19 protein-coding genes are annotated in these 24,400 nt (G+C 40.7%); 18 read left to right on the forward strand and 1 reads right to left on the reverse strand.

What is annotated here, in order from left to right; all coding sequences use genetic code 11:
* Window positions 1-5 precede the first annotated feature (5 nt).
* From murF to RMB03_RS13045, 4 genes are read left to right on the forward strand one after another with little or no spacing between them, the layout of a single operon-like run.
* Window positions 6-1,406 carry a UDP-N-acetylmuramoyl-tripeptide--D-alanyl-D-alanine ligase gene (gene murF / locus RMB03_RS13030; RefSeq protein WP_311076545.1) on the forward strand — a complete coding sequence of 467 codons (1,401 nt, stop codon included), beginning with the start codon at window positions 6-8 and terminating at the stop codon, window positions 1,404-1,406.
* On the forward strand, window positions 1,407-2,525 hold the full coding sequence (gene mraY / locus RMB03_RS13035) for a phospho-N-acetylmuramoyl-pentapeptide-transferase (RefSeq protein ID WP_202743359.1): 1,119 nt from the start codon (window positions 1,407-1,409) through the stop codon (window positions 2,523-2,525). It begins immediately after the preceding gene.
* 59 nt (window positions 2,526-2,584) lie between these two features.
* The gene (locus tag RMB03_RS13040) at window positions 2,585-2,917 is read left to right on the forward strand and encodes a hypothetical protein (RefSeq protein WP_003653820.1); all 333 of its coding nucleotides are present in this window, start codon (window positions 2,585-2,587) and stop codon (window positions 2,915-2,917) included.
* Window positions 2,918-2,919: 2 nt separating this feature from the next.
* Window positions 2,920-3,744, forward strand: coding sequence for a putative RNA methyltransferase (locus RMB03_RS13045; protein WP_311076546.1), 825 nt, complete (start codon window positions 2,920-2,922; stop codon window positions 3,742-3,744).
* Between the two features lie 53 nt (window positions 3,745-3,797).
* Here RMB03_RS13045 and ponA read toward each other — a convergent pair whose 3' ends face one another.
* Window positions 3,798-6,359 carry a penicillin-binding protein PBP1a gene (ponA, locus tag RMB03_RS13050; protein WP_311076547.1) on the reverse strand — a complete coding sequence of 854 codons (2,562 nt, stop codon included), beginning with the start codon at window positions 6,357-6,359 and terminating at the stop codon, window positions 3,798-3,800.
* Between the two features lie 161 nt (window positions 6,360-6,520).
* On the opposite strand from ponA, the gene RMB03_RS13055 reads away from it, so the two are divergent.
* From RMB03_RS13055 to RMB03_RS13120, 14 genes are all read left to right on the forward strand, one after another.
* A complete protein-coding gene (locus RMB03_RS13055; RefSeq protein ID WP_311076548.1) occupies window positions 6,521-7,579 on the forward strand; it encodes a pilus assembly protein PilM in 1,059 nt (352 codons plus the stop codon).
* Complete coding sequence (locus RMB03_RS13060) at window positions 7,579-8,220, forward strand: PilN domain-containing protein (RefSeq protein WP_205468439.1); 642 nt, start codon at window positions 7,579-7,581, stop codon at window positions 8,218-8,220. Before RMB03_RS13055 ends, RMB03_RS13060 begins: the two co-directional genes overlap by 1 nt.
* Window positions 8,217-8,966 (forward strand): type 4a pilus biogenesis protein PilO, encoded by a 750-nt coding sequence (locus tag RMB03_RS13065; protein WP_005038271.1) that lies wholly within the window; start codon window positions 8,217-8,219, stop codon window positions 8,964-8,966. Before RMB03_RS13060 ends, RMB03_RS13065 begins: the two co-directional genes overlap by 4 nt.
* Window positions 8,967-8,976: 10 nt before the next feature.
* Window positions 8,977-9,504, forward strand: a complete 528-nt coding sequence (locus RMB03_RS13070) for a pilus assembly protein PilP (protein ID WP_003653811.1) — start codon at window positions 8,977-8,979, stop codon at window positions 9,502-9,504.
* Window positions 9,505-9,566: 62 nt separating this feature from the next.
* Window positions 9,567-11,720 carry a type IV pilus secretin PilQ family protein gene (gene pilQ, locus RMB03_RS13075; RefSeq protein WP_205468440.1) on the forward strand — a complete coding sequence of 718 codons (2,154 nt, stop codon included), beginning with the start codon at window positions 9,567-9,569 and terminating at the stop codon, window positions 11,718-11,720.
* A gap of 11 nt (window positions 11,721-11,731) precedes the next feature.
* A complete protein-coding gene (gene aroK / locus RMB03_RS13080) occupies window positions 11,732-12,301 on the forward strand; it encodes a shikimate kinase AroK (RefSeq protein ID WP_003653807.1) in 570 nt (189 codons plus the stop codon).
* Between the two features lie 28 nt (window positions 12,302-12,329).
* The gene (gene aroB / locus RMB03_RS13085; RefSeq protein WP_003653806.1) at window positions 12,330-13,412 is read left to right on the forward strand and encodes a 3-dehydroquinate synthase; all 1,083 of its coding nucleotides are present in this window, start codon (window positions 12,330-12,332) and stop codon (window positions 13,410-13,412) included.
* A 16-nt stretch (window positions 13,413-13,428) separates the two neighbouring features.
* Complete coding sequence (locus RMB03_RS13090; protein ID WP_311076549.1) at window positions 13,429-14,310, forward strand: hypothetical protein; 882 nt, start codon at window positions 13,429-13,431, stop codon at window positions 14,308-14,310.
* Between the two features lie 461 nt (window positions 14,311-14,771).
* Window positions 14,772-19,247 carry a glutamate synthase large subunit gene (gene gltB / locus RMB03_RS13095; protein WP_171058514.1) on the forward strand — a complete coding sequence of 1,492 codons (4,476 nt, stop codon included), beginning with the start codon at window positions 14,772-14,774 and terminating at the stop codon, window positions 19,245-19,247.
* A gap of 69 nt (window positions 19,248-19,316) precedes the next feature.
* On the forward strand, window positions 19,317-20,738 hold the full coding sequence (locus tag RMB03_RS13100; RefSeq protein WP_056482450.1) for an FAD-dependent oxidoreductase: 1,422 nt from the start codon (window positions 19,317-19,319) through the stop codon (window positions 20,736-20,738).
* Window positions 20,739-20,909: 171 nt separating this feature from the next.
* Entirely contained in the window at window positions 20,910-21,797 is an 888-nt protein-coding gene (locus tag RMB03_RS13105; protein ID WP_035358234.1) for a metal-dependent hydrolase, read from the forward strand.
* A gap of 128 nt (window positions 21,798-21,925) precedes the next feature.
* Entirely contained in the window at window positions 21,926-22,516 is a 591-nt protein-coding gene (locus tag RMB03_RS13110) for a LemA family protein (RefSeq protein WP_311076550.1), read from the forward strand.
* A gap of 24 nt (window positions 22,517-22,540) precedes the next feature.
* Window positions 22,541-23,620 (forward strand): TPM domain-containing protein, encoded by a 1,080-nt coding sequence (locus RMB03_RS13115; RefSeq protein ID WP_311076551.1) that lies wholly within the window; start codon window positions 22,541-22,543, stop codon window positions 23,618-23,620.
* On the forward strand, window positions 23,614-24,174 hold the full coding sequence (locus tag RMB03_RS13120; protein WP_311076552.1) for a TPM domain-containing protein: 561 nt from the start codon (window positions 23,614-23,616) through the stop codon (window positions 24,172-24,174). The genes RMB03_RS13115 and RMB03_RS13120 overlap by 7 nt, the downstream gene beginning before the upstream one ends.
* The last annotated feature ends 226 nt before the right edge of the window (window positions 24,175-24,400 follow it).

Here is a 24,400-nt window from a genome sequence, read left to right on the forward strand (position 1 = left end):
AAATTATGCATACTTCAACCACCAGTACCGTGCCTTTGGAACCGTGGACAGCTCAGCAATTACAACAGGCAACACAGGGCTACTGGCATAAAGACCAGATCCCTCAAACTGAAATTAAACGTATTTTGACGGACTCACGTCATGCGGAAACTGGGGATGTTTTTTTAGCACTTAAGGGTGAACGTTTTGATGCGCACGACTTTGTAGCTCAGGTTGCAGCGAATGGTTGTCAAATCGCAATTGTTGAACGCCCTTTAGATGTAGATATTGCCCAACTAGTTGTTGCCGACACTCGCTTGGCTCTCGGGCAACTTGGCGCTTATCGCCGTGAGCAAAATACACAACTAAAAGTGATTGCTTTAACAGGTAGTAGCGGTAAAACCACAGCTAAAGAAATGTTGGGAAGTATATTATCGCGCTTAGCACCGACACTAATCACCCGTGGTAATTTAAATAATGACCTTGGTGTACCAATGATGCTGTTAGAGCTTCGCAAGGAACATCAATATGCGGTGATGGAGTTGGGTGCAAGTCATCAGGGTGAAATTGATTATACTTCTAAGTTGGTTCAGCCTCATGTTGCGGGCATTTTAAATATTGGGACAGCTCATTTGGGTGAATTTGGTGGGCGTGAAGGTATTTGCCGCGCTAAATCAGAAATTTATCGTCATATTTTACCAAATGGCGTTGCAATCGTTCCACAACAAGATGACTTTACGGCTGAAATTCATAAAGCTGCGCAAGCACATCGCATTTCTACATTTGGTGTAGGGGGCGACATTTATGCAACAGATATTGATTTATTGCCTCAATCAACAAATTTTACCCTACATACGCCGCAAGGGATGAGTGCCGTTAAACTCCCTTTTGCAGGTGAGCATAATGTGCAAAATGCAACTGCGGCTGTAGCCTTTGCTTTGGCGCTTGGTATTGGACTTGAAGATATTGTTCAAGGCTTAGAGCAAGCTCAGGGTGCTAAAGGTCGTCTAAACTTTATTCAAAAATCTCCTTACTTATTTATTGATGATACTTACAACGCCAATCCAAATTCTATGCGTGCTGCTGCGCAAGTATTGTTGCAGCAACAAGGCATAAAAGTGATGGTAATGGGTGATATTGGTGAGTTGGGAGATAGCAGTTGGCAAGAGCATCATGATTTAGGTCATGATCTCGCTCAGCTTCCTTTAGATCATATTATTGCAGTTGGGCAGTTTGCTTCAGCCGCTCTCGAGGGTGCAGACTCTCATTCCAATAAAGTGAAAGCATTTCAGACACAAGCTGAGGCGCTTCCATTTCTAATCAATCTAATCCAAACACATCAACCCCAGTCCATGAGTTTCCTGTTTAAAGGTTCTCGCTTTACTCATATGGAAACGTTGATGGCTGATTTGATGGAGAAACTTTAAATGCTGTTATGGTTGTTTGAACAACTTGCGGGCTATCACAGTTCGTTTCAGGTCGTTCGTTATTTAACATTACGTTCTTTACTCAGTGTATTAACGTCCCTGACCATTGGTTTGGTCCTCGGACCGATCATGATTCGTAAATTACAAGCGTTAAAATACGGTCAGGCAGTAAGTTCATTTGCTCCTGAAAATCATGCTAAAAAGATGGGTACACCAACGATGGGCGGGATTTTAATTCTGCTTTCAATTGGGATTAGTACTTTACTCTGGGCTGATTTATCTAACCCTTATGTCTGGATTGTGCTTGGTGTAATGGTTGTGTTCGGTGCTGTAGGTTGGGCAGACGACTGGATTAAAATTCGCTATAAAGACAATGCAGGTTTACCTGCACGTAAGAAGTTTTTCTGGACTTCTGTTGCATCCCTTGGTGCTGGTATTGCGTTATATTTAATCGCAACTCAACAGTCCAATGCAGACCATACTGCAAATATGCTGGATTTATTGATTCCTTTCTTTAAGAATCTTTCAATTCCACTCTCAATTGTTCCTTTAGGCTTGGCATTTATTGTATTTACCTATCTGGTGATTAATGGTGCTTCTAATGCAGTTAACTTAACCGATGGTTTAGATGGCTTGGCGATCATGCCTGTTGTAATGGTGGCTACGGGCTTAGGTGTATTTGCTTACTTGTCTGGTGACATCCGTTTTGCTAACTATTTACATATTCCATATGTGAAATATACCTCTGAGCTTGTTGTGATCTGCTCTGCCATGATTGGCGCAGGTTTAGCATTTCTTTGGTATAACGCGCACCCTGCCCAAATCTTTATGGGTGATGTTGGCGCTTTAGCTTTAGGCGCGATGCTTGGAACAATTGCTGTCATGGTACGCCAAGAAATCGTATTTGCGATTATGGGTGGTGTGTTTGTAATGGAGGCAGTATCTGTCTTCTTGCAAATTGGATCGCTGCGAATGCGTAATAAACGCGTATTCTTAATGGCGCCGTTGCATCATCACTATGAAAAGCAGGGCTGGAAAGAAACCCAAGTTGTGATTCGTTTTTGGATTATTACAATTATATTAGTAGTTTTAGGTCTAATGACTTTAAAATTGCGATAGATCTTATTTTAGTGTCAATATAAAGCCAGTTCTACTGGCTTTTTTTATTGGAGAGATGAATGACAAAAGTTGCTGGTCTAGACCAATTATCTGTAATTAATCAAAAAGTGGTTGGTGAGGGTGAGGTGTTACCTCAGGTCGTACTTAAAGATGGAAGCCAGGTACAAACAGGAACTGTCGCTACAATGTTGCATAATATTGAATTATATAATGCAGGGCAAAGAGGACAGATTGAAGAGGAATTAAAGATCGCAATTCCAACTTTAGTCAAGGTTGGTCTGTTTGATTTATTTCAAGTAGATGAATGGATTAACGGAACAAATGCGGGGCGTACATTTGTGGGAATGCAGGCAAAGACTTATTTACAGCAAAAAGAACAAGAGAATAATTAAAAGTGACTAAGCAAATTTTAATGTGTCCTGTGTGCCGTCAATCTCTGGATTTAAATGAAAAAACTTGGCGATGTGGACAAGGGCATAGTTATGATGTCGCTAAACAAGGTTATGTTAATTTACATGTTGTGCAACATAAACACAGTAAAAACCCCGGAGATACGCCAGAGTCAGTCGATGCGAGACGAGCTTTTTTACAAGGCGGTTATTACCAACCCTTACAACATGCTGTAGTGGCTTTATTAAAACAACTTGATGTAAAAACCGTACTTGATATTGGTTGTGGTGAAGGCTATTACACAAGTGCCATGCAGCAAGTGGTTGAGCAGTGTGTTGGTGTTGATATTGCAAAAAATGCGGTGCAGCGTGCAGCAAAGCTCAATAATGAGGTGACTTGGGTCGTGGGAACTGGTGCGACTTTACCTGTACTCGATCAAAGCATGGATGCATGTACCAGTTTGTTTAGCCCAATTCCACAAGCAGAAATTGCGCGTGTTCTAAAAGATGATGGCTATTTAATTGTTGTCACGCCTGCCTCTGAACATTTATATGCAATGCGTGAAGCTTTATTTGAACAGGTTAACCCTCACACGCCAGAAAAGTTTGTAGAGCAGTTGCAAGATTTGTTTGAACTCAAGCAAGAGCAAATTATTGATGCCCCTTTTGTGCTGGATCAGCAGTCCTTAAAAAATCTAATTGCTATGACGCCTTATGCTTATAAAGCTTCTCCCGAGCGTCGTTTGCAGTTAGAGCAGCAGCCGCAATTAGAAGTAACGGCCTCTTTTCAAATTTATGTCTTTCAGAAGCGTAATAAAGAAGCTAGCTAATAGACTATTTTTAAAGCCCAAAAAAAGCCATCTAACGATGGCTTTTTTATTATTTATTCAATCTGATTAATCAGATTTTCTAGTTCATCTTTTTCTCGCTTAGGCGCGGGTTCCTGTGAAGGTTTCATAGCAGGAGGCGCAGCTTTTGACGGAATAACAATTTCTTCACCAGGTAAATCGGCAAAGTCATTATTATTGTTGAGCTTCGGTTGCGGTGGTGCTGGGCGATATAGTGGACGAGCCAATGGTGGAGCCGCGCGATAGGTTTTCTTATCGCTAACTTCTACTACTGCTTGATTTTTGTCACGTGAAATAGGTGCTTGAGCATCTTTGTCGAGGCGAACCCAAGCTGATGGTGTACCTTGCAATGCTTGACCCATAAAGTTAATCCAGATCGGTAATGCAGCAATACCACCATACTCACGACGACCTAGTGTCGTCGGTTGGTCAAATCCAACCCACGTCACAGTAACTAACTTGCCGTTGAAGCCAGCAAACCATGCATCTTTTGCATCGTTGGTTGTACCTGTTTTACCGCCTAAGTCATTACGACCAATTTTAAGCGCGGCACGGCCTGTACCATGTTCAATAACGTCTCGTAAAATATTAGCCATGTCATAAGCAGAACTTGATTTTAAAATACGCTGTGCCTGACGATATTCACTGTTTGCTTTATCAGTCTGTTTAAGATTAAGTTGCTTAGCTGCCTTTTCTTTCTGCTCTACATCTTTATTAGTAACTTCAATCACTTCATCGTCTGTTGTCGTAGCTTTCTGCTCGTTATCAGTTGTGTCAGGTGCGTTAATACATGGAATACATGCATACTCTGGCTTAGCTTCATAAATCACTTTACCGTATGCATCTTCAATACGTTGAATAAAGTGCGGTTGAATGCGGTAGCCGCCATTGGCAAAAGTCGAATATCCCGTTGCCATTTGAATTGGTAAAACTTGAGGCGTACCTAAGGCAATGGTGTAGTTACGTGGAATTTGATCTTCTTGTAAACCAAAATCCATAAATAACTGTCGAGTACGTTCAATACCGACTGTCTGTAAAAGACGTACAGATACGGTGTTACGAGATAAATACAACGCACGGCGTAATGGAATCATCCCTAAATAACGACCGTCTGAGTTTCTCGGTGTCCACTTACCAATCGTGATAGGACTATCATTAACCATACTGTACGGTGTCATACCGCGTTCTAGTGCCAACGCATAAACAAAAGGTTTAATCGTCGAACCTGGTTGGCGCCAGCCTTGCAAAGCACGGTTAAATTTCGATTGATAGAAGTTATAACCACCTACAATTGCTTCAATTGAACCATCATTCGGGTTAATCGCAATAAGTTGACCTTGAACTTTTGGAACCTGAACTAAAGACCATGCTGTTTTTGCATCATTTGGACGTAAGCGAACGATATCTTTAACTTGAACAATTTGAGATGCACGGGAAGGAGCACCACCTACACTATTCGCATTGCGATAGGGGCGGGCCCATGACATACCTGACCACTGTACAGTAACCGTTGTACCATCTTGCATTAATGCTTCAAAAGAGCTGCTATTTACCTTAGTAACTTGTGCAGGGTAGGTGTTAGCATATGCTCTAAATTCACTTAATGGTTTGTCGTGTGCTTCAGCACCGCGCCAGCCATGACGACGGTCATAAGCTTCAAGACCATCTTGCACAGATTTCTCTGCAACCGCTTGGCGTTTAGCATTGATGGTTGTATAGACTTTATAGCCAGAATCAATTGCTTGTTCGCCAAAATGCTTTACGAGTTCTGAACGAACCATTTCACCTGCATAAGGGTGAATATTATTTAGATCTCGATTGGGCATGTTGAGGTTGATCGGTTCAGCTACAGCTTTTTGATATTCTGCTTGAGAGATATAACCCAGCTGTAACATACGACCTAAAATCCAGTTACGTCTTTCAAGTGCACGCTCTGGATTAACCACAGGGTTGTATTTAGAAGGCGCTTTTGGTAAACCTGCGATCATTGCCATTTGAGCAATGCTGAGTTCATTAATACTTTTGTTGTAATAAATTTTGGCTGCTGCTGCGATACCGTAAGCATTTTTTCCTAAGAAGATTTTATTCACATAGAGACTGAGAATTTCTTCTTTGGATAAATTTTGCTCAATTTTTCGAGCCAAAAAGATCTCGGTTATTTTGCGTTTTAATGTTCTTTCTGGACTCAAATAATAGTTCTTTGCAACCTGCATAGTGATGGTTGAACCACCAGTTTGCACATCAGAGCCAGTCACACTTTCACTTAAAGCACGCCCTAAACCCTTAAAACTGATCCCGCTATGTTCAAAGAAAGAAGAGTCTTCTGCTGCTAAAAATGCATGAATAAAAGCAGGAGGAATTTGTTTGTATTCAACCGGAATAGACAGCTTACCACCATACTCGGCAATCAGTTGATTATCTGATGTGTAGACCTGTAGTGGTTTTAAAAGCGGAGCTTTTTTTAGTGAACTCATTTCTGGGAGCGATGGGGCGATATAGAGATACATGCCATAAAAGCCCATCGGAAGTGAGACTAAGATAATAATAATGATCAAAAAAATTGGACGCACGAAGCCCAAACTGGATAGCTTTTTCATGATAAGTAAGCTTTAATAAGATCGAATACAAACTAATTGTGGTCAGTATAGCCTTTAGACATGCGGATTGTTAGATGAGATATTGTATCCGTGTAAAAATAAAGACCTAGATTATTGGTTTGTAATTTTTTTTGGGGATAAAAAAATAATAGGACAATAGTGTGCTCAGGTTATATCGTAAACCGAATAAGGGGTTAATGGGTGTCGATATTAGTTCGACTTCTGTTAAGTTGTTAGAGCTCTCTGTTAAGAACGGTAAATATTTGGTGGAAAGCTATGCTTTGATGCCTTTACCCGAGAACAGTGTAGTTGAAAAAAATATCTTGAATCCAGAGGCAGTTGCAGAAGCTTTGGAACGGGCGATGAATTTAGCAAATCCCCAAACCAGTAACGCTGCAATTGCTGTTCCAACATCGACGGTTATTCATAAAACCATCGAAATGGATGCAGATATGAATGATGATGAACGAGAAGTTCAGATTCGATTAGATGCGGAGCAGTATATACCGTTCCCTTTGGATGAAGTGAGCCTTGATTTTGAGGTTTTACCAGATCGACTGCCTAATCCAAACCGCGTGAATGTACTTTTAGTTGCAACAAGAACAGAAAATGTTGAAACACGAGTAGAAGTACTGGAACTGGTGGACTTAACTCCTAAGCTTGCTGATGTAGAAAGTTATGCTGTCGAGCGTGCTTTTAGTGTATTTGCTGATAGCTTGCCAATGGGTGCAAATACCATTGGGATTTTAGATATCGGCCATACCATGACCACATTATCGGTTATGCAAAGTGGCAAAATCATTTATACCCGTGAACAAGTCTTTGGTGGTAAACAGCTTACTTTGGAAATTCAAAGCCGTTATGGTTTGTCTTTAGAAGAAGCGGGACGGGCTAAAAAAGAGCGCTCTTTACCAGATGATTATGATATTGAAGTCTTAGAGCCATTTCTTGATGCTGTCGTGCAGCAAGCAGCTAGATCTCTACAATTTTTCTTCTCTTCATCACAATTCAATGAAATTGACCATATTTTACTAGCAGGTGGGAATGCCAATATTCCTGGGCTTGCCAAATTGTTGCAGCAAAAGCTCGGTTACCGAGTCACTATTGCCAATCCATTTTTACAAATGGGTTTTTCTCCTCAAGTCGACGTTCAAAAAATTGAAAATGATGCTTCTTCGTTAATGGTGGCATGTGGCTTGGCTTTAAGGAGTTTTGATTAATGGCAACAATTAATTTACTCCCTTGGCGTGATGGGCTTAGGGAGCAGCGAAAAAAACAATTTATTATTTTTTGTTTTGGGGTAGTTGTTCTTGGGATCACCACTGTATTTTCTGGGTGGTTTTATTTGAATCAAAAATTAAATGACCAAGAACAAGCTAATCAACTCATCACCAGTACAAACCAGAGTCTAGATCAACAACTTAAAACCTTAAATGGTCTGCAAGAACAGCGTGACGCTATTATCGAGCGTATGAAACTTATTCAGGGATTACAAAGTCAGCGCCCTGTTGTCGTTCGTTTGGTAGATGAATTGGTACGTGTTACTCCTGCTGCAATGTATTTGACTAAATTTAGTCGAACTGGAGATAAATTTACCATTGAAGGTAAAGCGGAAAGTCCAAATACGGTTGCGGAGTTATTACGTAACCTCGAAGCATCACCATGGTATCGCAACGCTTTTATGAACTCTTTCTTGGCGACTGAAGAGAAAAAAGATAAGACTGCGAGTTCGCTGCTTCCTCGAGTGGAAGATAGCTATGGCAGTTTTATTGTGACTGTTGATTTGGGCGAAATGGGGGTGACTACAACAGATGATACCGCCAATACGACTGTAAGTACGGATAAGGGGGCGGTTAAATGAGTCCGGATGAACTTCATGAGTTGTCGCTAGAGCAAGCTCCATCTAAGAAAAAAAAGATCACCTTAGAAAAATTTCTTCAGCAATTTAACACACTAGATATGAACAGTTATGGTAGCTGGCCATTATCTGTGAAAATTACTTGTTGGATTTTTATTTTCTTTGCTGTGTTGGCTTTGGGATATTTTGTTGTTATTCAGCCAAAGCTACAAGCAATTGATAATGCACAGGCACAAGAAAGTAATTTGTTGAATGAGTTTCGAGAAAAAGATTCAAAATTGCGTAACTTGCAGCAATATCAGCTTCAACTTCAAGAGATGCAAGCAAACTTTAATCAGCAGTTAGAGCAACTGCCAAAAGAAACCGAAATTCCAAGTTTGGTTGAAGATATTAACTTAACTGGGGTGAATTCTGGCCTGAAGTTTAAAAATATCCGTTTAGAAGATGAAGTGAAGCAAGAAATTTTTATTGAACAGCCTATTACGATGGAAGCAACCGGCGATTATCACGCTTTTGGTGCTTTTGTCAGTAGTATTGCGGCATTACCACGTATTGTGACAATGCATGACTTTGTTGTAGAAGCTGCACCTGTTAAAGATAGTAAGTCAGATATTCCTGTGCTTAATTATTCTATTAAAGCAAAAACTTATCGCTATATGGGCGCCGTAGAAAATGCTGAACATCCGGAAAACAACGCTTCGGCTTCAGTAGCACCTGTTTCCTCTACTGCTAATACACAGTCGAAATAGGAGCATTACAATGAAACTTAAGCAAATTTCTTTTTCTATTTTGGCATGTTTAGTTTTAGTCGGATGTGACTCGAGAATCGACGCTGTAAATCAGCAAATGGCAGATATACGTAACCAGCCACCACAGCCGATAGATCCAGCACCTGTTTTCACACCTGTACCACAATTTAATTATGCGGCTCATCAGCTAAAGAGTCCATTTTTACCAAGCTCACTTGCTGCTGAGCTCAAAATTATGGCAGGAAAACGGGTATATCCGAATTTCTCACGTGCACCTCAGCCTCTAGAAAGTTATGCATTAGAATCCTTAAACATGAAAGGAAGCATACGTAATAACCGTGGGCAAGTACTGGCTCTTATCCAATCACCTGATCAGCAAATTGAGCGAGTGCAGGTGGGGAACTATATCGGGATGAATCAAGGGCGTATTACCCATATTGGTCCAACTCAGATTGATCTGGTAGAAATTGTCCCCGATGGGCGTGAAGGCTATGTGGAGAGACCAAGAACCTTAGTGTTAATTGGACCCGCACCCTAAAATTTAGGGAATAACAAAGAAAAAGTATTTTTAAAGATTATTTAATTGGGGATGGTCAGACAATGAATCACGTATTCCGTCAGTTTTCTATGGGGGCTGTAGCCATTGCAGTTATGCAGGTTGCATCTGCACAGGTCAGCATGACCAATATTGTACCGACACAAATTGCAGGTCAGGGTACAGAAATTAGAGTTATGTTTAATGGTTTACCGCCGCAACCACAGGCATATCAACTTGAAAATCCTTCGCGTTTGATTTTGGATTTTAATAAAGCTCAGCAGACTTTAACACAGTCAAAAGTGGCGATTGGTACCAATGAAGCGAGCTCGGTCGATGTAAGTTCTGACGATCAGCGCTCACGTTTAACTGTAAATTTAAAAGAGGCGGGTGCATTTACAACGCGTATAGAAGGCAATACTTTTATTTTAAAGATTAATTCAGCTCAAGCGGCTATTAAACCTTTATCAACAAATACGATCCAACCCCAGGGTGTTTCAAATGTTGGTTTTCAGCGTGGTAGTCAAGGTGAAGGGTTAATTGTTATTGATTTATTGGGAAGTAATACCCCTGTTGATGTGCAACAACAAGGCAGTAAAGTTGTAGTGAGAACACTAGGCTCTAAAATTCCCGCCCATTTAGCTAAACGTTTAAATGTGAACGATTTTGCGACCCCTGTTTCTACCATCGAATCTTATAACGAAAAAGGCAATGGCGTTATTACGATCCAATCTACTGGTAGCTATGAATATATGGCTTATCAGGCAGAAAATAAACTCACCATTAGCTTAAAGCGCCCGCAGGACAAAAACGTAACTTCTTTATATAAGACGCCTAATTACTCTGGTAATAAGCTTTCTCTTGATTTCCAAGATATTGAAGTTCGTAGGGTTCTACAGTTACTTGCCGATTTTACGGGCATTAATATGGTGGCCGCCGATAGTGTTCAGGGTAATATTACTTTGCGCTTGAAAGATGTTCCGTGGGATCAGGCACTTGATATTATTTTAAAAACTAAAAATCTGGATAAACGCAGAAATGGTAACGTTATTTGGATTGCACCTGTTGCAGAGTTGATTAAGGCTGAAGAGGAAGAAGCTAAGGCTGTTGCTCAAAGTGTCAAACTTGCACCCTTACAAACTGAGTATATTCAACTTAAATATGCGCAAGCTCAGGATATTATGGGTTTAATTACTCAAGGCTCAAATAATAGTAATGGTTTACAACGGACTTCTGCTGGCGGAACATCAACTTCTACTAACTTAAATACGGGTGTTGATAGTTTAGGCAATAATGTTGGGAGTTTGTTGAGTCCACGTGGAACAATTACTCAAGATGATCGCACCAATACCTTAATTATTAATGATACAGCACAGTCGATTGATCAAATTCGTAAAATGATTGATTTGTTGGATGTGCAAGTCAAACAGGTCATGGTTGAGGCGCGAATTGTAAGAGCATCTACTTCATTTACCAAGGAGCTTGGCGTTAAGTGGGGAATATTATCTCAAGGAGTGAACAGTAATAACAGTTTGTTGGTGGGGGGGAGTGATACGACGCTTTGGAATTTAAGAGAACCAGATGATGAAGGTAAATACACGATTGAACGGCCAGATAATTTAAACGTTGATTTGGGTGTTACCTCAGCTGGAGCCAGTAGCATAGCTTTTAGCTTAATTAGTATGTCTGATTTTATGTTGGATTTAGAGCTATCAGCATTGCAGGCAGATGGCTATGGTGAGGTTATTTCAACACCAAAAGTCATGACTGCAGATAAACAACGAGCTAGAGTGGCAACAGGTCAGCAAGTTCCATATCAAACTACAACTAATTCTGCTTCTGGTTCAACTGCCACAACTTCTTTTAAAGATGCGCTGTTAAGTTTAGATGTTACGCCAAGTATTACACCTGATGGTAAAATTCAAATGAAATTGGATATTTCAAAAGACTCGGTTGCCGATAGTGCGCCTAATGGCGAGTTAATTTTGAATAAAAATCAGATTAACACCAATGTATTGGTGAATAATGGGGAAACCGTTATTTTAGGTGGAGTATTTGAACAGGCAACTTCTAATTCACAAACCAAAGTTCCTTTCTTGGGAGACCTCCCTGTAGTTGGCCGTTTATTTAGAAAAGATGTGAAATCTGATGATAAACAAGAGTTACTGATTTTCGTTACGCCACGAATTGTTAATGACACTTTAGTGAGAAATCATTAATATATTTTTCAATGAAAGCAATTGAAATAGGTGGCGCCTTGCCAAGCAAAGCGTTTGAAACCCTGCCAAATATTTATTTGGTAGGGCCCATGGGGGCAGGAAAAACAACCGTTGGACGCCATTTAGCCGAACTATTGGGGCGTGAATTTTTAGATAGTGATCATGAAATTGAGCGCAAAACGGGTGCTACTATTCCTTGGATTTTCGAAAAAGAAGGGGAAATTGGATTTCGTACTCGTGAAACCATTGTTTTGAATGAGTTGACTTCCCGTAATGCCTTGGTATTAGCAACTGGGGGCGGTGCCATCACTCAAGCGCCAAACCGTGAGTTTTTAAAGCAGCGTGGTATTGTTGTTTACCTCTACACTCCTGTGGAACTTCAATTACAACGAACGTATCGCGATAAAAACAGACCTCTATTACAAGTTGAAAACCCTGAACAAAAATTGCGTGATTTGTTAAAAACACGTGATCCTTTATATCGTGAAGTTGCTCATTATACGATTGAAACCAATCAGGGTGCTGCTCGTGATCTTGCTCAAAAGATTTTGCAACTTATTTTGTCTAACACGCTAATATAGCCAAACTTACTTGTGGTTTTATAAATTCATGCAAACTTTACATGTTGAATTAGGCGAACGCCGTTACCCTATTTTTATTGGCAGTCAACTTGACCCTAAACAGTTGCTTGAGCCTTATATTCATGGTCAACAGGTCATGATCGTGAGTAACGAAACGGTCGCTCCTTTATATTTGTCTCATTATCAAGAAGCGTTAAAAAGTTTGGGTAAAACTATAGCTACTTGTATTTTGCCTGATGGTGAAAAATATAAAGATATTCAACATTTAAATTTAATTTTTGATGCATTGCTCGAAGCTGGTTTTAACCGAGATTGTACGGTTTTAGCTTTAGGCGGTGGTGTTATTGGTGATATGGCTGGCTTTGCCTCAGCATGTTTCCAGCGTGGTGTATATTTTGTTCAGGTTCCGACCACACTTCTTTCACAGGTTGATTCAAGTGTGGGTGGTAAAACTGGAATTAACCATCCACTGGGTAAGAACATGCTTGGTGCATTTCAGCAGCCTCAAGTTGTTTTGGCTGATATGGCTCAACTCAACACTTTACCAGATCGAGAGTTGTCTGCTGGATTGTCGGAAGTCATTAAGTATGCCTTGTTAGGTGATGCCGATTTTTTAGTTTGGTTAGAACAAAATATGGATGGGTTAGTTGGTCGAGATGCTAATCTTTTAGCTGAAGCTGTTTATCGTTCATGCGCCCATAAAGCTCGTATTGTTGCAAATGATGAAAAAGAGCAAGGCGAGCGTGCTTTACTCAACTTAGGTCATACGTTTGGTCATGCTATAGAATCTTACCTTGGTTATGGTACTTGGTTGCATGGCGAAGCAGTTGCTACCGGCATGGTCATGGCAGCTGATTTATCACAGCGTTTAGGGTGGATTTCGAGCGATGATGTAGAGCGTACAAAAAAAATTATTCAACGCGCTAATTTGCCGATATCATGTCCAAAAATTCCATTGGATGAATTCCTTGGATATATGGCACATGATAAAAAAGTCCTCAATGGTCAATTACGTTTAGTGTTGTTAAAGCAACTTGGACAAGCGGTAATTACTAAAGACTTTGATGTTGAACTCATGAAACAAGCTATTTTGGCAAATCAACACGGATAATAAATTAAGGTAACACATGACTGTATCACGTACACTTTGGCAGAATGTTCAACAATATATCTGGTTGGTGGGTGGTATCGTCTGCTTGTTTCTGGCTTTTATTTTCTGGGTAATGACTGATAGTAAGAAGCTTGTCGAAGTTGAAAAAGCAGCCGATTCAGACGCACCAGTGCAAATTCAGCCAGAAAAAGTGGCAACAACGGCTAACTTGGGGGCTTTAGCTGATGAAGTTAGGCCTCTTGATTTAACGACTCGGACGGTTGTATCTGGTCAACATGAGGCAGAGTTCCGCGGTACAAAGTTTATTAACGAAAACAAGAAACAATGGACGCTTGAGCTGTTCCGTGCATCTGACGAAGATATTATTAAAAACTTTTTAAAGAATCGTTCGGACCGAAATAAATTTATCTACTTCCGCTTAAGTGGAGAAAAGCAATCTGAACAATATGTTTTGACATATGGCGTATTTAAACGTTCTGAAGATGCAATTCAGCAGTTAACACAACTGAATCTTAATTTGCCTGAATCAATTAAGCCGCAACCTCAACAATTTTCGACTTATGTGCCACTGGTCAATGATTTGGGTGCGGATGAAATGAAAGGTGGGATTAGCCAAACTTATGAAGTGCGGTTACGCCCAGCTGCGTTGCCAAAAATTGATGAGTCTTTGCTTATGGGCGCAGGTGTAAATAGCGCTATAAATACGCAACCTAAAGTGGCTGCTCCATCAACGAACTCTACAACTCGGACAACCATTATTCGTCGAGATGCAGAGGGAAATGTTGTAGATGTACACCAGTCTAATTCTGCTGTTGATACTGCTAAAAAGGCTCAACAAAATCGTGCAATTGAAGTTCCTCCAAAAAATGCAACAAATGAGGGCACAAGAGGGAACTAACGGTAAGAATAATTTGCACAAATATAGTGCAATAATAAGAAATACATATACTCTTTGATCAAGTGTGGTGCATATTTGGTCATTTATTAAAATGATAGCCTGAATAAAACTGATCTATTTTTAATAAATATAAACACTTAAGTTTCAAAAACCATGTTGGCATAGTTTTTGCTTTATTCTTGTGCTTATTAATGTACTGCTAACTATTTTGGCGCTCTAAAGAGTGAAGTCTATGCAGAGTCGTGGGGTCGAACTGCTTTAAAAGAGTGCGAAATAAGTCAAAACATTTTTCTAGCAAAAACCAGTGTACGCATTTATGGAACAGCGTATATTGGCTTATCAGCCCAAAATTTTTTTTTGCGAAACATTGAGCTAACTATCGTCCGTAGGCAATATCGCAGAAATAAGTTGTTTGTTTGACGCTCGAAAGAGCCTTATTGAAAGAAGGGTACGCTATGCACATGCCATCGCCTAATACTGTAGCTCCCGCTCAAGGTTTATATCAACCTGATGAGTTTAAGGATAACTGTGGTTTTGGACTGATTGCCCATATGAAGGGTGAATCAAGTCATCATCTTGTAGAAACCGCGATTCACAGTTTAAGTTGCATGACGCACCGTGGTGGTATTGCCGCAGATGGCAAGACGGGAGATGGGTGCGGCTTATTATTGGCGATGCCAAAGCAATTTTTTCGTGATGAAGCAAAAAAGCTGAGTGATATTACACTGAGCGAAGTTTTTGCTGTGGGTACGGTATTTCTAAATATTGATCCGGCATTAGCGCAACATTCTAAAAATATTTTAAATAAAGAAATTGAAGCAGAAGGATTACGCGTACTGGCTTGGCGCGTTGTGCCTACAAATAACGATGCACTAGGTGAAATTGCACTTCAATCTTTACCTGCTTTTGAACAGGTTATTGTGAACTGTCCAATGGGTGTAACCGAAGTTGAGTTCAACCGTAAGCTATTTTTGGCGCGTCGCCGTGCGGAACAACAATTACAAAAAGATCCGTTATTCTATGTGACTACGCTTTGTTCGACAGTGATCACTTATAAAGGCTTAATGATGCCTGCTGCGATTGCTGAGTTCTATACAGACTTGGCAGACGAACGTTTAAAATCACACATCGTCGTGTTCCATCAACGTTTCTCGACCAACACTTTACCACGTTGGCCGTTGGCTCAGCCTTTCCGTTATCTTGCTCATAATGGTGAAATTAACACCATTACAGCAAACCGTAACTGGTCATTAGCACGTACTCCTAAATTTGAAAATCCATTGTTGCCGGGCTTAACTGAACTTAACCCGATGGTGAACCGTACTGGTTCAGACTCATCAAGCTTAGATAATATGCTTGAGATATTGGTCGGCGGCGGTATGGATTTATTCCGTGCGTTACGTATGCTCGTACCACCAGCTTGGCAAAACGTAGAAACTTTAGATGCGGACTTACGCGCATTCTATGAGTTTAACTCTAAGCACATGGAAGCTTGGGATGGTCCTGCGGGCTTGGTAATTCAAGATGGTCGTCATGCCATCTGTATGCTTGACCGTAATGGTTTACGTCCTGCACGTTGGGTAATTACTAAAAATGATTACATTACCTTAGCATCAGAAATTGGTGTTTGGGGTTATGAACCTGAAGATGTGGTTTCTAAAGGTCGTGTTGGACCAGGACAAATTTTGGTAGTTGATACCTTAACAGGCAAAGTACTTGATACAAAAGATGTAAATACTCATCTTAAAAACATGCGTCCGTACCGTGAATGGTTGCGTGATCATGCAATTCGCTTAAAGGCTAATCCTGAACTTGAAGAACAATTAGTTGATCAAGGTTTAACTGGCGATGCTTTAAAAGCAGCTCAAAAAATGTTTATGGTGACATTTGAAGAGCGTGACCAGTTATTGCGTCCAATTGCTGAAAGTGGTCAGGAAGCAGTAGGTTCTATGGGTGATGATACGCCAATGGCTGTATTGTCTCGTCAAGTACGTCATGTGACTGATTATTTCCGTCAACAATTTGCACAGGTGACTAACCCTCCAATCGATCCATTACGTGAATCGATTGTAATGTCCCTTGAGACGTGTCTAGGTCGTGAGCAAAATGTATTTGAGCAAGGTCCAGAGCACGCAGATCGAATCATTATTTCGAGCCCTGTTCTGTCTAACTCAAAAATGCAGCAAATCCGTAGTATTGATCGTGCAGGCTATGAGTCTGTTGACATCAATTTGAACTATGCTGAAGAAGAAGGTTTGCAAGCTGCGATTACACGTATTTGTGAAGAAGCGGCACAAGCAGTTCGTGATGGTAAAACTTTAATTGTTTTAACTGATAAAAATATTCGCCAAGGTTTCTTGCCTGCAAATGCAGCACTTGCAACAGGTGCGGTACACCATTACCTCATTAAAACTGGTTTACGTACTGATGCTAACATCATGGTTGAAACTGGTTTTGCACGTGATCCGCACCAATTTGCGGTATTACTTGGTTTCGGTGCAACCGCAGTTTACCCATACCTAGCATATGACGTGATCAATGATTTGATTGCTAAAGGTGAGCTTTTAGGTGATCCAATCCATGCGCAAGCGAACTTCCGTAAAGGGATTGAGAAAGGCCTATTAAAAGTTCTTTCAAAAATGGGTATCTCTACAGTTGCATCGTATCGTGGCGGTCAGCTTTTTGAAGCAGTGGGTTTATCGTCTGAAGTTGTAGACCAGTGTTTCTTGGGTGTTCCAAGTCGTATTCAGGGTGCAACATTTGCTGACCTTGAAAAAGACCAGAAAAAATTAGCAGCTACAGCATGGTCAAATCGCAAACCGATTGATCAGGGTGGTTTGCTCAAATTCGTGTTTGATAAAGAGTACCACGCGTTCAACCCAGATGTGATTAACTCATTACATACGGCTGTTCGCTCTGGTAAGTATGAAGACTTTAAAGTATATGCTGAGTTGGTTAACAACCGTCCGGTTGCAACCATTCGTGACTTATTCAAGTTAAAAACAACGAATTCGATTCCAGTTGACCAAGTAGAGTCAGTTGCAGATATCTTGCCTCGTTTTGACTCGGCAGGTATGTCTTTAGGTGCTCTTTCTCCAGAAGCACATGAAGCAATTGCAATTGCGATGAATACAATTGGTGGCCGTTCAAACTCTGGTGAGGGTGGTGAAGATCCTGTTCGCTACGGCACAATTCGTAACTCTAAAATCAAACAGATCGCATCTGGTCGTTTTGGTGTAACACCTGCGTACCTAACTTCTGCTGAAGTATTGCAAATTAAAGTTGCTCAAGGTGCAAAACCAGGTGAAGGCGGTCAGTTACCAGGTGGTAAAGTAAATGGCTTAATTGCACGTTTACGTTACTCTGTACCAGGTGTAACGCTGATTTCACCTCCACCCCATCACGATATTTACTCAATTGAAGATTTGTCTCAGTTAATTTTTGACTTGAAACAAGTTAACCCGAAAGCAATGGTGTCAGTAAAACTGGTATCTGAACCGGGTGTGGGTACAATTGCCGCAGGTGTTGCTAAGGCATATGCAGACTTCATTACCATTTCTGGTTATGACGGTGGTACAGCAGCATCTCCACTTTCATCAATTCACCATGCGGGTTCTCCATGGGAATTAGGTCTCAGTGAGGCGCATCAAGCACTTCGCGTGAATGACTTACGTGGCAAAGTACGCGTACAAACTGATGGTGGTTTAAAAACAGGTCTTGATGTCATCAAGGCAGCAATTTTAGGTGCTGAGAGCTTTGGTTTTGGTTCAACACCAATGATTGCTTTAGGTTGTAAATATTTACGTATTTGTCACTTGAACAACTGTGCAACCGGTGTTGCAACTCAACAAGACCACTTACGTCAAGAGCACTATATTGGCGAGCCAGAAATGCTGATCAATTTCTTCCACTTTATTGCGGAAGAGACTCGTGAATGGTTAGCAGCATTAGGTGTTTCTTCATTGAAAGACTTAATTGGTCGTGTTGATTTACTTGAAGTATTACCGGGTGAAACTGAAAAACATGCTCACCTTGATTTAAGTGCATTGTTAACATCTCATCCATCTGCTGACGGTAAAGCACAGTACTGTGAAGTACAAGGTAATGCACCATTTGATAAAGGTGTATTGGCTGAGAAAATGGTTGAAGAAATGCTTCCTGCAATTGAATCAAGTGCAGGCGGTCAGTTTAACTTCAAAGTTGTGAACTGTGACCGTTCGATCGGTGCTCGTGTGTCAGGTGAAATTGCTCGTCGCTACGGCAACTTAGGCATGGAAGTGCATCCTGTTGTAATGAACTTAACTGGTACTGCTGGTCAGTCGCTTGGTGTATGGAACGCTGGTGGTTTACACATCCGTCTTGAAGGTGATGCAAACGACTATGTGGGTAAAGGTATGGCAGGTGGTCGTATCTCAATCTTCCCACCACAAGGTTCGCCTTTCCAAACACAAAACACAGCAATTATTGGTAATACCTGTTTGTATGGTGCAACTGGCGGTAAGCTTTTTGCAGCGGGTACAGCGGGTGAGCGTTTTGCAGTTCGTAACTCTGGTGCATTTGCTGTAATTGAAGGTGCTGGTGATCACTGCTGTGAATATATGACAGGTGGTGTTGTGACTGTACTTGGTAAAGTAGGCCATAACTTTGGTGCAGGCATGACTGGTGGTTTTGCTTATGTACTTGACCTTGATAATGATTTTGTAGATTACTACAACCACGAATTGATTGATTTAAATCGTATTTCAACAGAATCTATGGAAGATCATAAAGAGTTCTTGTTGCGTATTATCGATGAGCATATCAAAGAAACAGGTAGTGCTTGGGCTTATAAAATCCGCAATGAGTTCGATTTCTACAGCCGTAAATTCTGGCTTGTGAAACCAAAGGCTGCTAATTTGCAAACGCTTTTGAAAACAACACAAGCTGATCCACAATAATTCCACGACTGCAACGACATAGGCAGGTGCGGGCAACAGTGAAATCCGCGCCTACCCACGGAGAGAGACATGGCAGAACGCCTAAATAATGACTTTCAATTTCTGGATGTAGCACGCCAAGATCCAGAGAAAAAAGATATTACTGTCCGCAAAGCAGAATTTGTGGAAATTTATAAACCTTTTACATCGGAAACTGTCGCTAATCAGACTCACCGTTGTTTAGGTTGTGGTAACCCATATTGCGAATGGAAATGTCCTGTACATAACTACATTCCAAACTGGTTAAAACTCATTGCTGAAGGCCAAATTTTCCAAGCTGCTGAGCTTTGCCATCAAACCAACACATTACCTGAGGTATGTGGACGCGTATGTCCACAAGACCGTTTATGTGAAGGTGCTTGTACCTTAAATGATGGTTTTGGTGCAGTGACTATTGGTAATGCTGAAAAATATATTAACGACACAGCCTTCGCTTTAGGCTGGCGTCCAGATATGTCAGGCGTGAAATGGACTGACAAAAAAGTTGCAATCATTGGTGCCGGTCCGGCAGGCCTAGGTTGCGCGGATATTTTAGCTCGTGGTGGTGTTAAGCCAGTTGTATTCGACAAGCGTCCTGAAATTGGTGGCTTACTTACATTCGGTATTCCAGAATTTAAAATGGAAAAAGATGTAATGAAACGCCGTCGTGAAATTTTCACCGGTATGGGCATCGAATTCCGCTTAAATACTGAAATTGGTACAGATGTCACCATTGATGAATTACTTGCAGAATATGATGCTGTATTCATGGGTATGGGAACTTATACTTACATGAAGGGTGGCTTCCCCGGTGAAGATCTTGCGGGTGTTTATGATGCACTTGATTTCTTGATCTCTAATGTAAATCGTTGCCAAGGTTGGGAAAAAGACCCAAGTGAGTACATTAGCTTAGATGGTAAAAAAGTGATTGTACTTGGTGGCGGCGACACTGCGATGGACTGTAACCGTACTTCATTACGTCAAGGCGCTCATGATGTAACGTGTGCATACCGTCGTGATGAAAGCAACATGCCAGGATCTGCGCGTGAAGTAAAAAATGCCTATGAAGAAGGTGTGAAATTCTTGTTCAATCGTCAACCGATCGAAATCGTAGGCGAAAATGGCAAAGTGACAGGCGTTAAAGTGGTGACGACTCAAATGGGTGAACCAGATAGTCGTGGTCGTCGTAGCCCTGAACCAGTTCCAGGTTCTGAAGAAGTATTACCAGCTGATGCGGTTTTACTTGCATTCGGTTTCCGCCCAAGCCCAGCTGACTGGTTTGGTAACGCGAATATTAATCTTGATGGTTCAGGCCGTGTTGTGGCAGCTGAAAAGCAAGAGTTCAAATTCCAGACTTCGAACCCGAAAATCTTTGCTGGTGGCGATATGGTCCGTGGTTCAGACCTTGTTGTGACTGCGATTTGGGAAGGCCGCCAAGCTGCTGAAGGAATCTTAGATTACCTCGGTGTTTAATCTAAAAATCATTTTTAAAGTTTTTAATAAAGCCTGCTTGATGCAGGCTTTATTTTTACCGCTAGTCACTTTGACATTTTTGGCAAATATAATAAGCTTTTTTGCCCTTTTTAGCCTTCCAAGCTCGCGACATACTCAAAGCTTCCTTCTTCAATACAATAGGTGTTGAATATGAACATCGCAGGTATGACGGCAGAAAAATCATATTTAAATCGTCGAAAAGCGTTGGGTATTACTGTGCGTCGCCTTGAATTTAATCCTAAGGCGATCAAGCGGCACTATTTTGCGAATTCTCCTCTTATGTCTCACTTTTTAACTGCACTATCTTCAACGTTTCCTGTAGGAGAGCAGTTTTTTGTAAATAGCGTGCGCAATGTACGTGATAAGGTTTCCGATCCACAATTACAGGCTCAAATTGCCGCTTTTATTGGACAAGAGGCAATGCATTCTAAAGCTCATGATGAGTTTAATGAAGCTTGGCGGCGTGATGATTATAATCTGGACAGCTTTCAAAACTGGCTAAATCAGCGTGATAAATATTTAAGAACGATTCCTCCTAAACTGCAATTGGCCCTTACATGTGCTTTTGAGCATTTTACTGCTCTACTTGGAGGATATGTTTTACAGCACCCAGAGCTATTAAAAACGTTAGATCAAGATGCACTAAAACTTTGGGTATGGCATGCGATTGAAGAAATTGAGCACCGTTCAGTGGCGTTCGATGTCTATCAGCATGTGTATGGGGATGATCGTATTCGTCGCTTACTCATGCGTAGTGTTACCACAGGATTTGCCAGTATCGCTTTTTATGGAACAACCCGCTTATTTTGGCAAGATAAATGGAATAGCTTACCTAAAATCGGAGGTAATTTATTTGGTTTATATTTGCTGGTTAAAATGCTTGTTCAGCTCATGCCGGAATATTTCGCATATTACAAAAAAGATTTCCATCCAAGTCAAAAGGATTATGGTCGTATGGTCGATTATTGGAAAAGTTCTTTGGCAGATGAATATCAAATGGCAAGTTTTCAACAAGAAAAAGACCAACTATTAAGTTAATAAATAACCGGATTGAAAAATCCGGTTTTTAAATCAATAAAATAAAAGCAACACAATAATGCCAAAATCATCATACAATCTAGGAAAGAGGTTAAAAATATAAAGAAAAACTTGAGGATAATGTGACGATGAAAACATTTAAACAACTCGCGATCGCGACGACACTTGCCAGTACCTTATTGTTTTCAGGGTGTGGCTATAACACTTTACAAGTAAAAGATGAAGCCGTAACGGCAGCTTGGTCTGAAGTTCAAAACCAGTACCAACGTCGATCAGATTTAGTACCAAACCTTGTGAATGTTGTAAAAGGCTATGCTAAGCATGAAGAACAAGTATTAACCGAGGTTACACAGGCACGTTCGAATGTTGCTGGTTTGAAGGTTGATAAAGAAGTTCTAGAAGACCCAGCTTTACTTGAAAAATACCAACAGGCTCAAAGTCAATTAACAGGGGCTTTATCTCGTCTGATTGCTGTTTCTGAAAATTATCCAGATTTAAAAGCCAATACCCAATTCCAAGAACTTCAAGTTCAACTTGAAGGAACAGAAAACCGTATTGCTGTAGCTCGTAATCGTTATATTACAACAGTGCAAGACTACAACGGATATGTACGCCAGTTCCCGCAAGCAGTGACTGCAAAAGTAATTGGTATGCATCCAAAAGCCAATTTCTCTGCCGAAGCATCTGCACAGCAGGTACCAAAAGTTTCTTTTGATTAATTTTAAGAATCAAAGGAGTGCTGCATGAGAAATAATATATTGCTTCAGCTTAAGCAAATTAAGGTATTTGTTATTACCTTAATTTTGCTCTGTTGCGGTGTTCTTTTTCAGAATGCAGCATGGAGTGAAACTAATATAGCAACTGCTACTGATGAAACTGACACCATTGTAGCGGGCAAAATTATTCAGAAGCAGCAGGCTCAAGCTTCCGCTTCTCAAAGTGAGCAGTCTGCTTCTGGCGTAGCTCCCCAAGCGCAAGTCACCAACGACATGGCAGATGGTGAATCGATTCGTGGTTTGCCAACCTTAAATCAGCCTGTTATTGATCAAGCAAATATATTAAGCGAGGCAGAGAAGCAGCAGCTCGACCAAAAAATTCTAAGTTTATATCAACAAGGCAAAGCACAAATCGGTATTGTTATTGTTCCTACAACAGGACAAGAAGATATCTTTGATTATGCATTGCGTGTAGGTGAAAAATGGCAACTTGGTTCAGCGAAGCGCGATAATGGATTGCTCATTGCGGTTGCGGTAAATGACCGCCGTATACAAATTTTAACCGGATATGGCTTAGAGGGCGTATTACCAGATATTGTCTCGAGTCGAATTATTAGAAACCAAATCACACCCTATTTTAAACAAGCCCAATATGCGCAAGGTTTAAATGCAGGCGTTGATGAAATCGGAAGAATTCTTAATCTTGATCCAGAAGTCGCTCAGCAAGTTGCTCAAGATTTAAAAGAACGCCAACACCAAGCCGCAGAAGAGCAACAAGCCAAACAAACAACCCTCACAATGGCTCTATTTATTCTTGTTGCGGGAATTGTAGGGTCATTTATTGTAGGACGACCTCTTAGCGCATCTACTGCTGGTGTTGCTGCTGCGGTAGCAGGTTTTGTAAATGGTGCTGGCTTAGTCACTAGCTTATTACTTGGTTTTGGAATCTTCTTTTTATTAATTACCTCAATTGCCCAGCTTATTTTACAGGTTATTCTGAGTGGCTCCGGTGGTGGTGGACGTGGAGGAGGCTTCGGCGGTGGAGGCGGAGGCTATGGAGGCGGTGGAGGTCGTTTTGGCGGTGGAGGTGCATCAGGCTCATGGTAACAACATCAGAAACAACACAAATTATTACTCAGCCAAAAATTGAGGAATCTGTAGAGCCAAGCCTAAAACGTTGGTTTAAACATCTATGCTATTTTCCGGCCACTAGCCGTTATTTTTCAAAACAAGATAAGCAGACGATTGCTGATGCGGTACAACAAGCAGAACATGGACATGTTGGCGAAATACAGGTTGTAATAGAAGGCCATATTCCATGTTCACAAGCCTATAGACAAAACACACGTTTAAGGGCACAGCAGTTATTTGCAGAATTAGGGGTCTGGGATACCGCATTAAACAGTGGCGTACTACTTTATTTGAACCTATGTGAACGTACAGTAGAAATTATATTTGACCGCGGTATTAGAAATGCCACTAATGATCAAGTCTGGCAACAGATTTGTGATTCTATCGTGCAACAACTTAAACAAAAGCAATATCAGCAAGCTGTAGTGATTGGTGTTCATCAAATTGGAGAGGTAATGTCACGTTTTTATGATGAAAACATGCAAGATCAATCCAATGAATTGGGAAATGCCCCGATTATCATTAATTAAATTATTTTCTAAAATTCTTATATCTCATATTTTTCTAATTTTTTATTTTTAAAAGGTGACTGACAAAAAATGTCACCTATTTATTTATTTTTAAAGAGAATTTGTTCACAAAAACAAATATAAAATTTGATAAGTTTGGTTTACTTTTTTTGATGTGTGATGTGTTGTAGTGAAAAGATATATGACAATTTTTGTCAGTTATTTACAGTGATTTTATATTTAGAAA

The organism is Acinetobacter sp. V91_7, from assembly GCF_031799075.1.
Classification (GTDB): domain Bacteria; phylum Pseudomonadota; class Gammaproteobacteria; order Pseudomonadales; family Moraxellaceae; genus Acinetobacter; species Acinetobacter calcoaceticus.

What these genes read in the sequence shown, in the direction of transcription:
- murF (WP_311076545.1), top strand. Translation starts at nt 6, where the DNA reads ATGCATACTTCAACCACCAGTACCGTGCCTTTGGAACCGTGGACAGCT.
- mraY (WP_202743359.1), top strand. Translation starts at nt 1,407, where the DNA reads ATGCTGTTATGGTTGTTTGAACAACTTGCGGGCTATCACAGTTCGTTT.
- RMB03_RS13040 (WP_003653820.1), top strand. Translation starts at nt 2,585, where the DNA reads ATGACAAAAGTTGCTGGTCTAGACCAATTATCTGTAATTAATCAAAAA.
- ponA (WP_311076547.1), bottom strand. Translation starts at nt 6,359, where the DNA reads ATGAAAAAGCTATCCAGTTTGGGCTTCGTGCGTCCAATTTTTTTGATC.
- RMB03_RS13060 (WP_205468439.1), top strand. Translation starts at nt 7,579, where the DNA reads ATGGCAACAATTAATTTACTCCCTTGGCGTGATGGGCTTAGGGAGCAG.
- RMB03_RS13065 (WP_005038271.1), top strand. Translation starts at nt 8,217, where the DNA reads ATGAGTCCGGATGAACTTCATGAGTTGTCGCTAGAGCAAGCTCCATCT.
- RMB03_RS13070 (WP_003653811.1), top strand. Translation starts at nt 8,977, where the DNA reads ATGAAACTTAAGCAAATTTCTTTTTCTATTTTGGCATGTTTAGTTTTA.
- pilQ (WP_205468440.1), top strand. Translation starts at nt 9,567, where the DNA reads ATGAATCACGTATTCCGTCAGTTTTCTATGGGGGCTGTAGCCATTGCA.
- aroK (WP_003653807.1), top strand. Translation starts at nt 11,732, where the DNA reads ATGAAAGCAATTGAAATAGGTGGCGCCTTGCCAAGCAAAGCGTTTGAA.
- aroB (WP_003653806.1), top strand. Translation starts at nt 12,330, where the DNA reads ATGCAAACTTTACATGTTGAATTAGGCGAACGCCGTTACCCTATTTTT.
- RMB03_RS13090 (WP_311076549.1), top strand. Translation starts at nt 13,429, where the DNA reads ATGACTGTATCACGTACACTTTGGCAGAATGTTCAACAATATATCTGG.
- gltB (WP_171058514.1), top strand. Translation starts at nt 14,772, where the DNA reads ATGCCATCGCCTAATACTGTAGCTCCCGCTCAAGGTTTATATCAACCT.
- RMB03_RS13100 (WP_056482450.1), top strand. Translation starts at nt 19,317, where the DNA reads ATGGCAGAACGCCTAAATAATGACTTTCAATTTCTGGATGTAGCACGC.
- RMB03_RS13105 (WP_035358234.1), top strand. Translation starts at nt 20,910, where the DNA reads ATGAACATCGCAGGTATGACGGCAGAAAAATCATATTTAAATCGTCGA.
- RMB03_RS13110 (WP_311076550.1), top strand. Translation starts at nt 21,926, where the DNA reads ATGAAAACATTTAAACAACTCGCGATCGCGACGACACTTGCCAGTACC.
- RMB03_RS13115 (WP_311076551.1), top strand. Translation starts at nt 22,541, where the DNA reads ATGAGAAATAATATATTGCTTCAGCTTAAGCAAATTAAGGTATTTGTT.
- RMB03_RS13120 (WP_311076552.1), top strand. Translation starts at nt 23,614, where the DNA reads ATGGTAACAACATCAGAAACAACACAAATTATTACTCAGCCAAAAATT.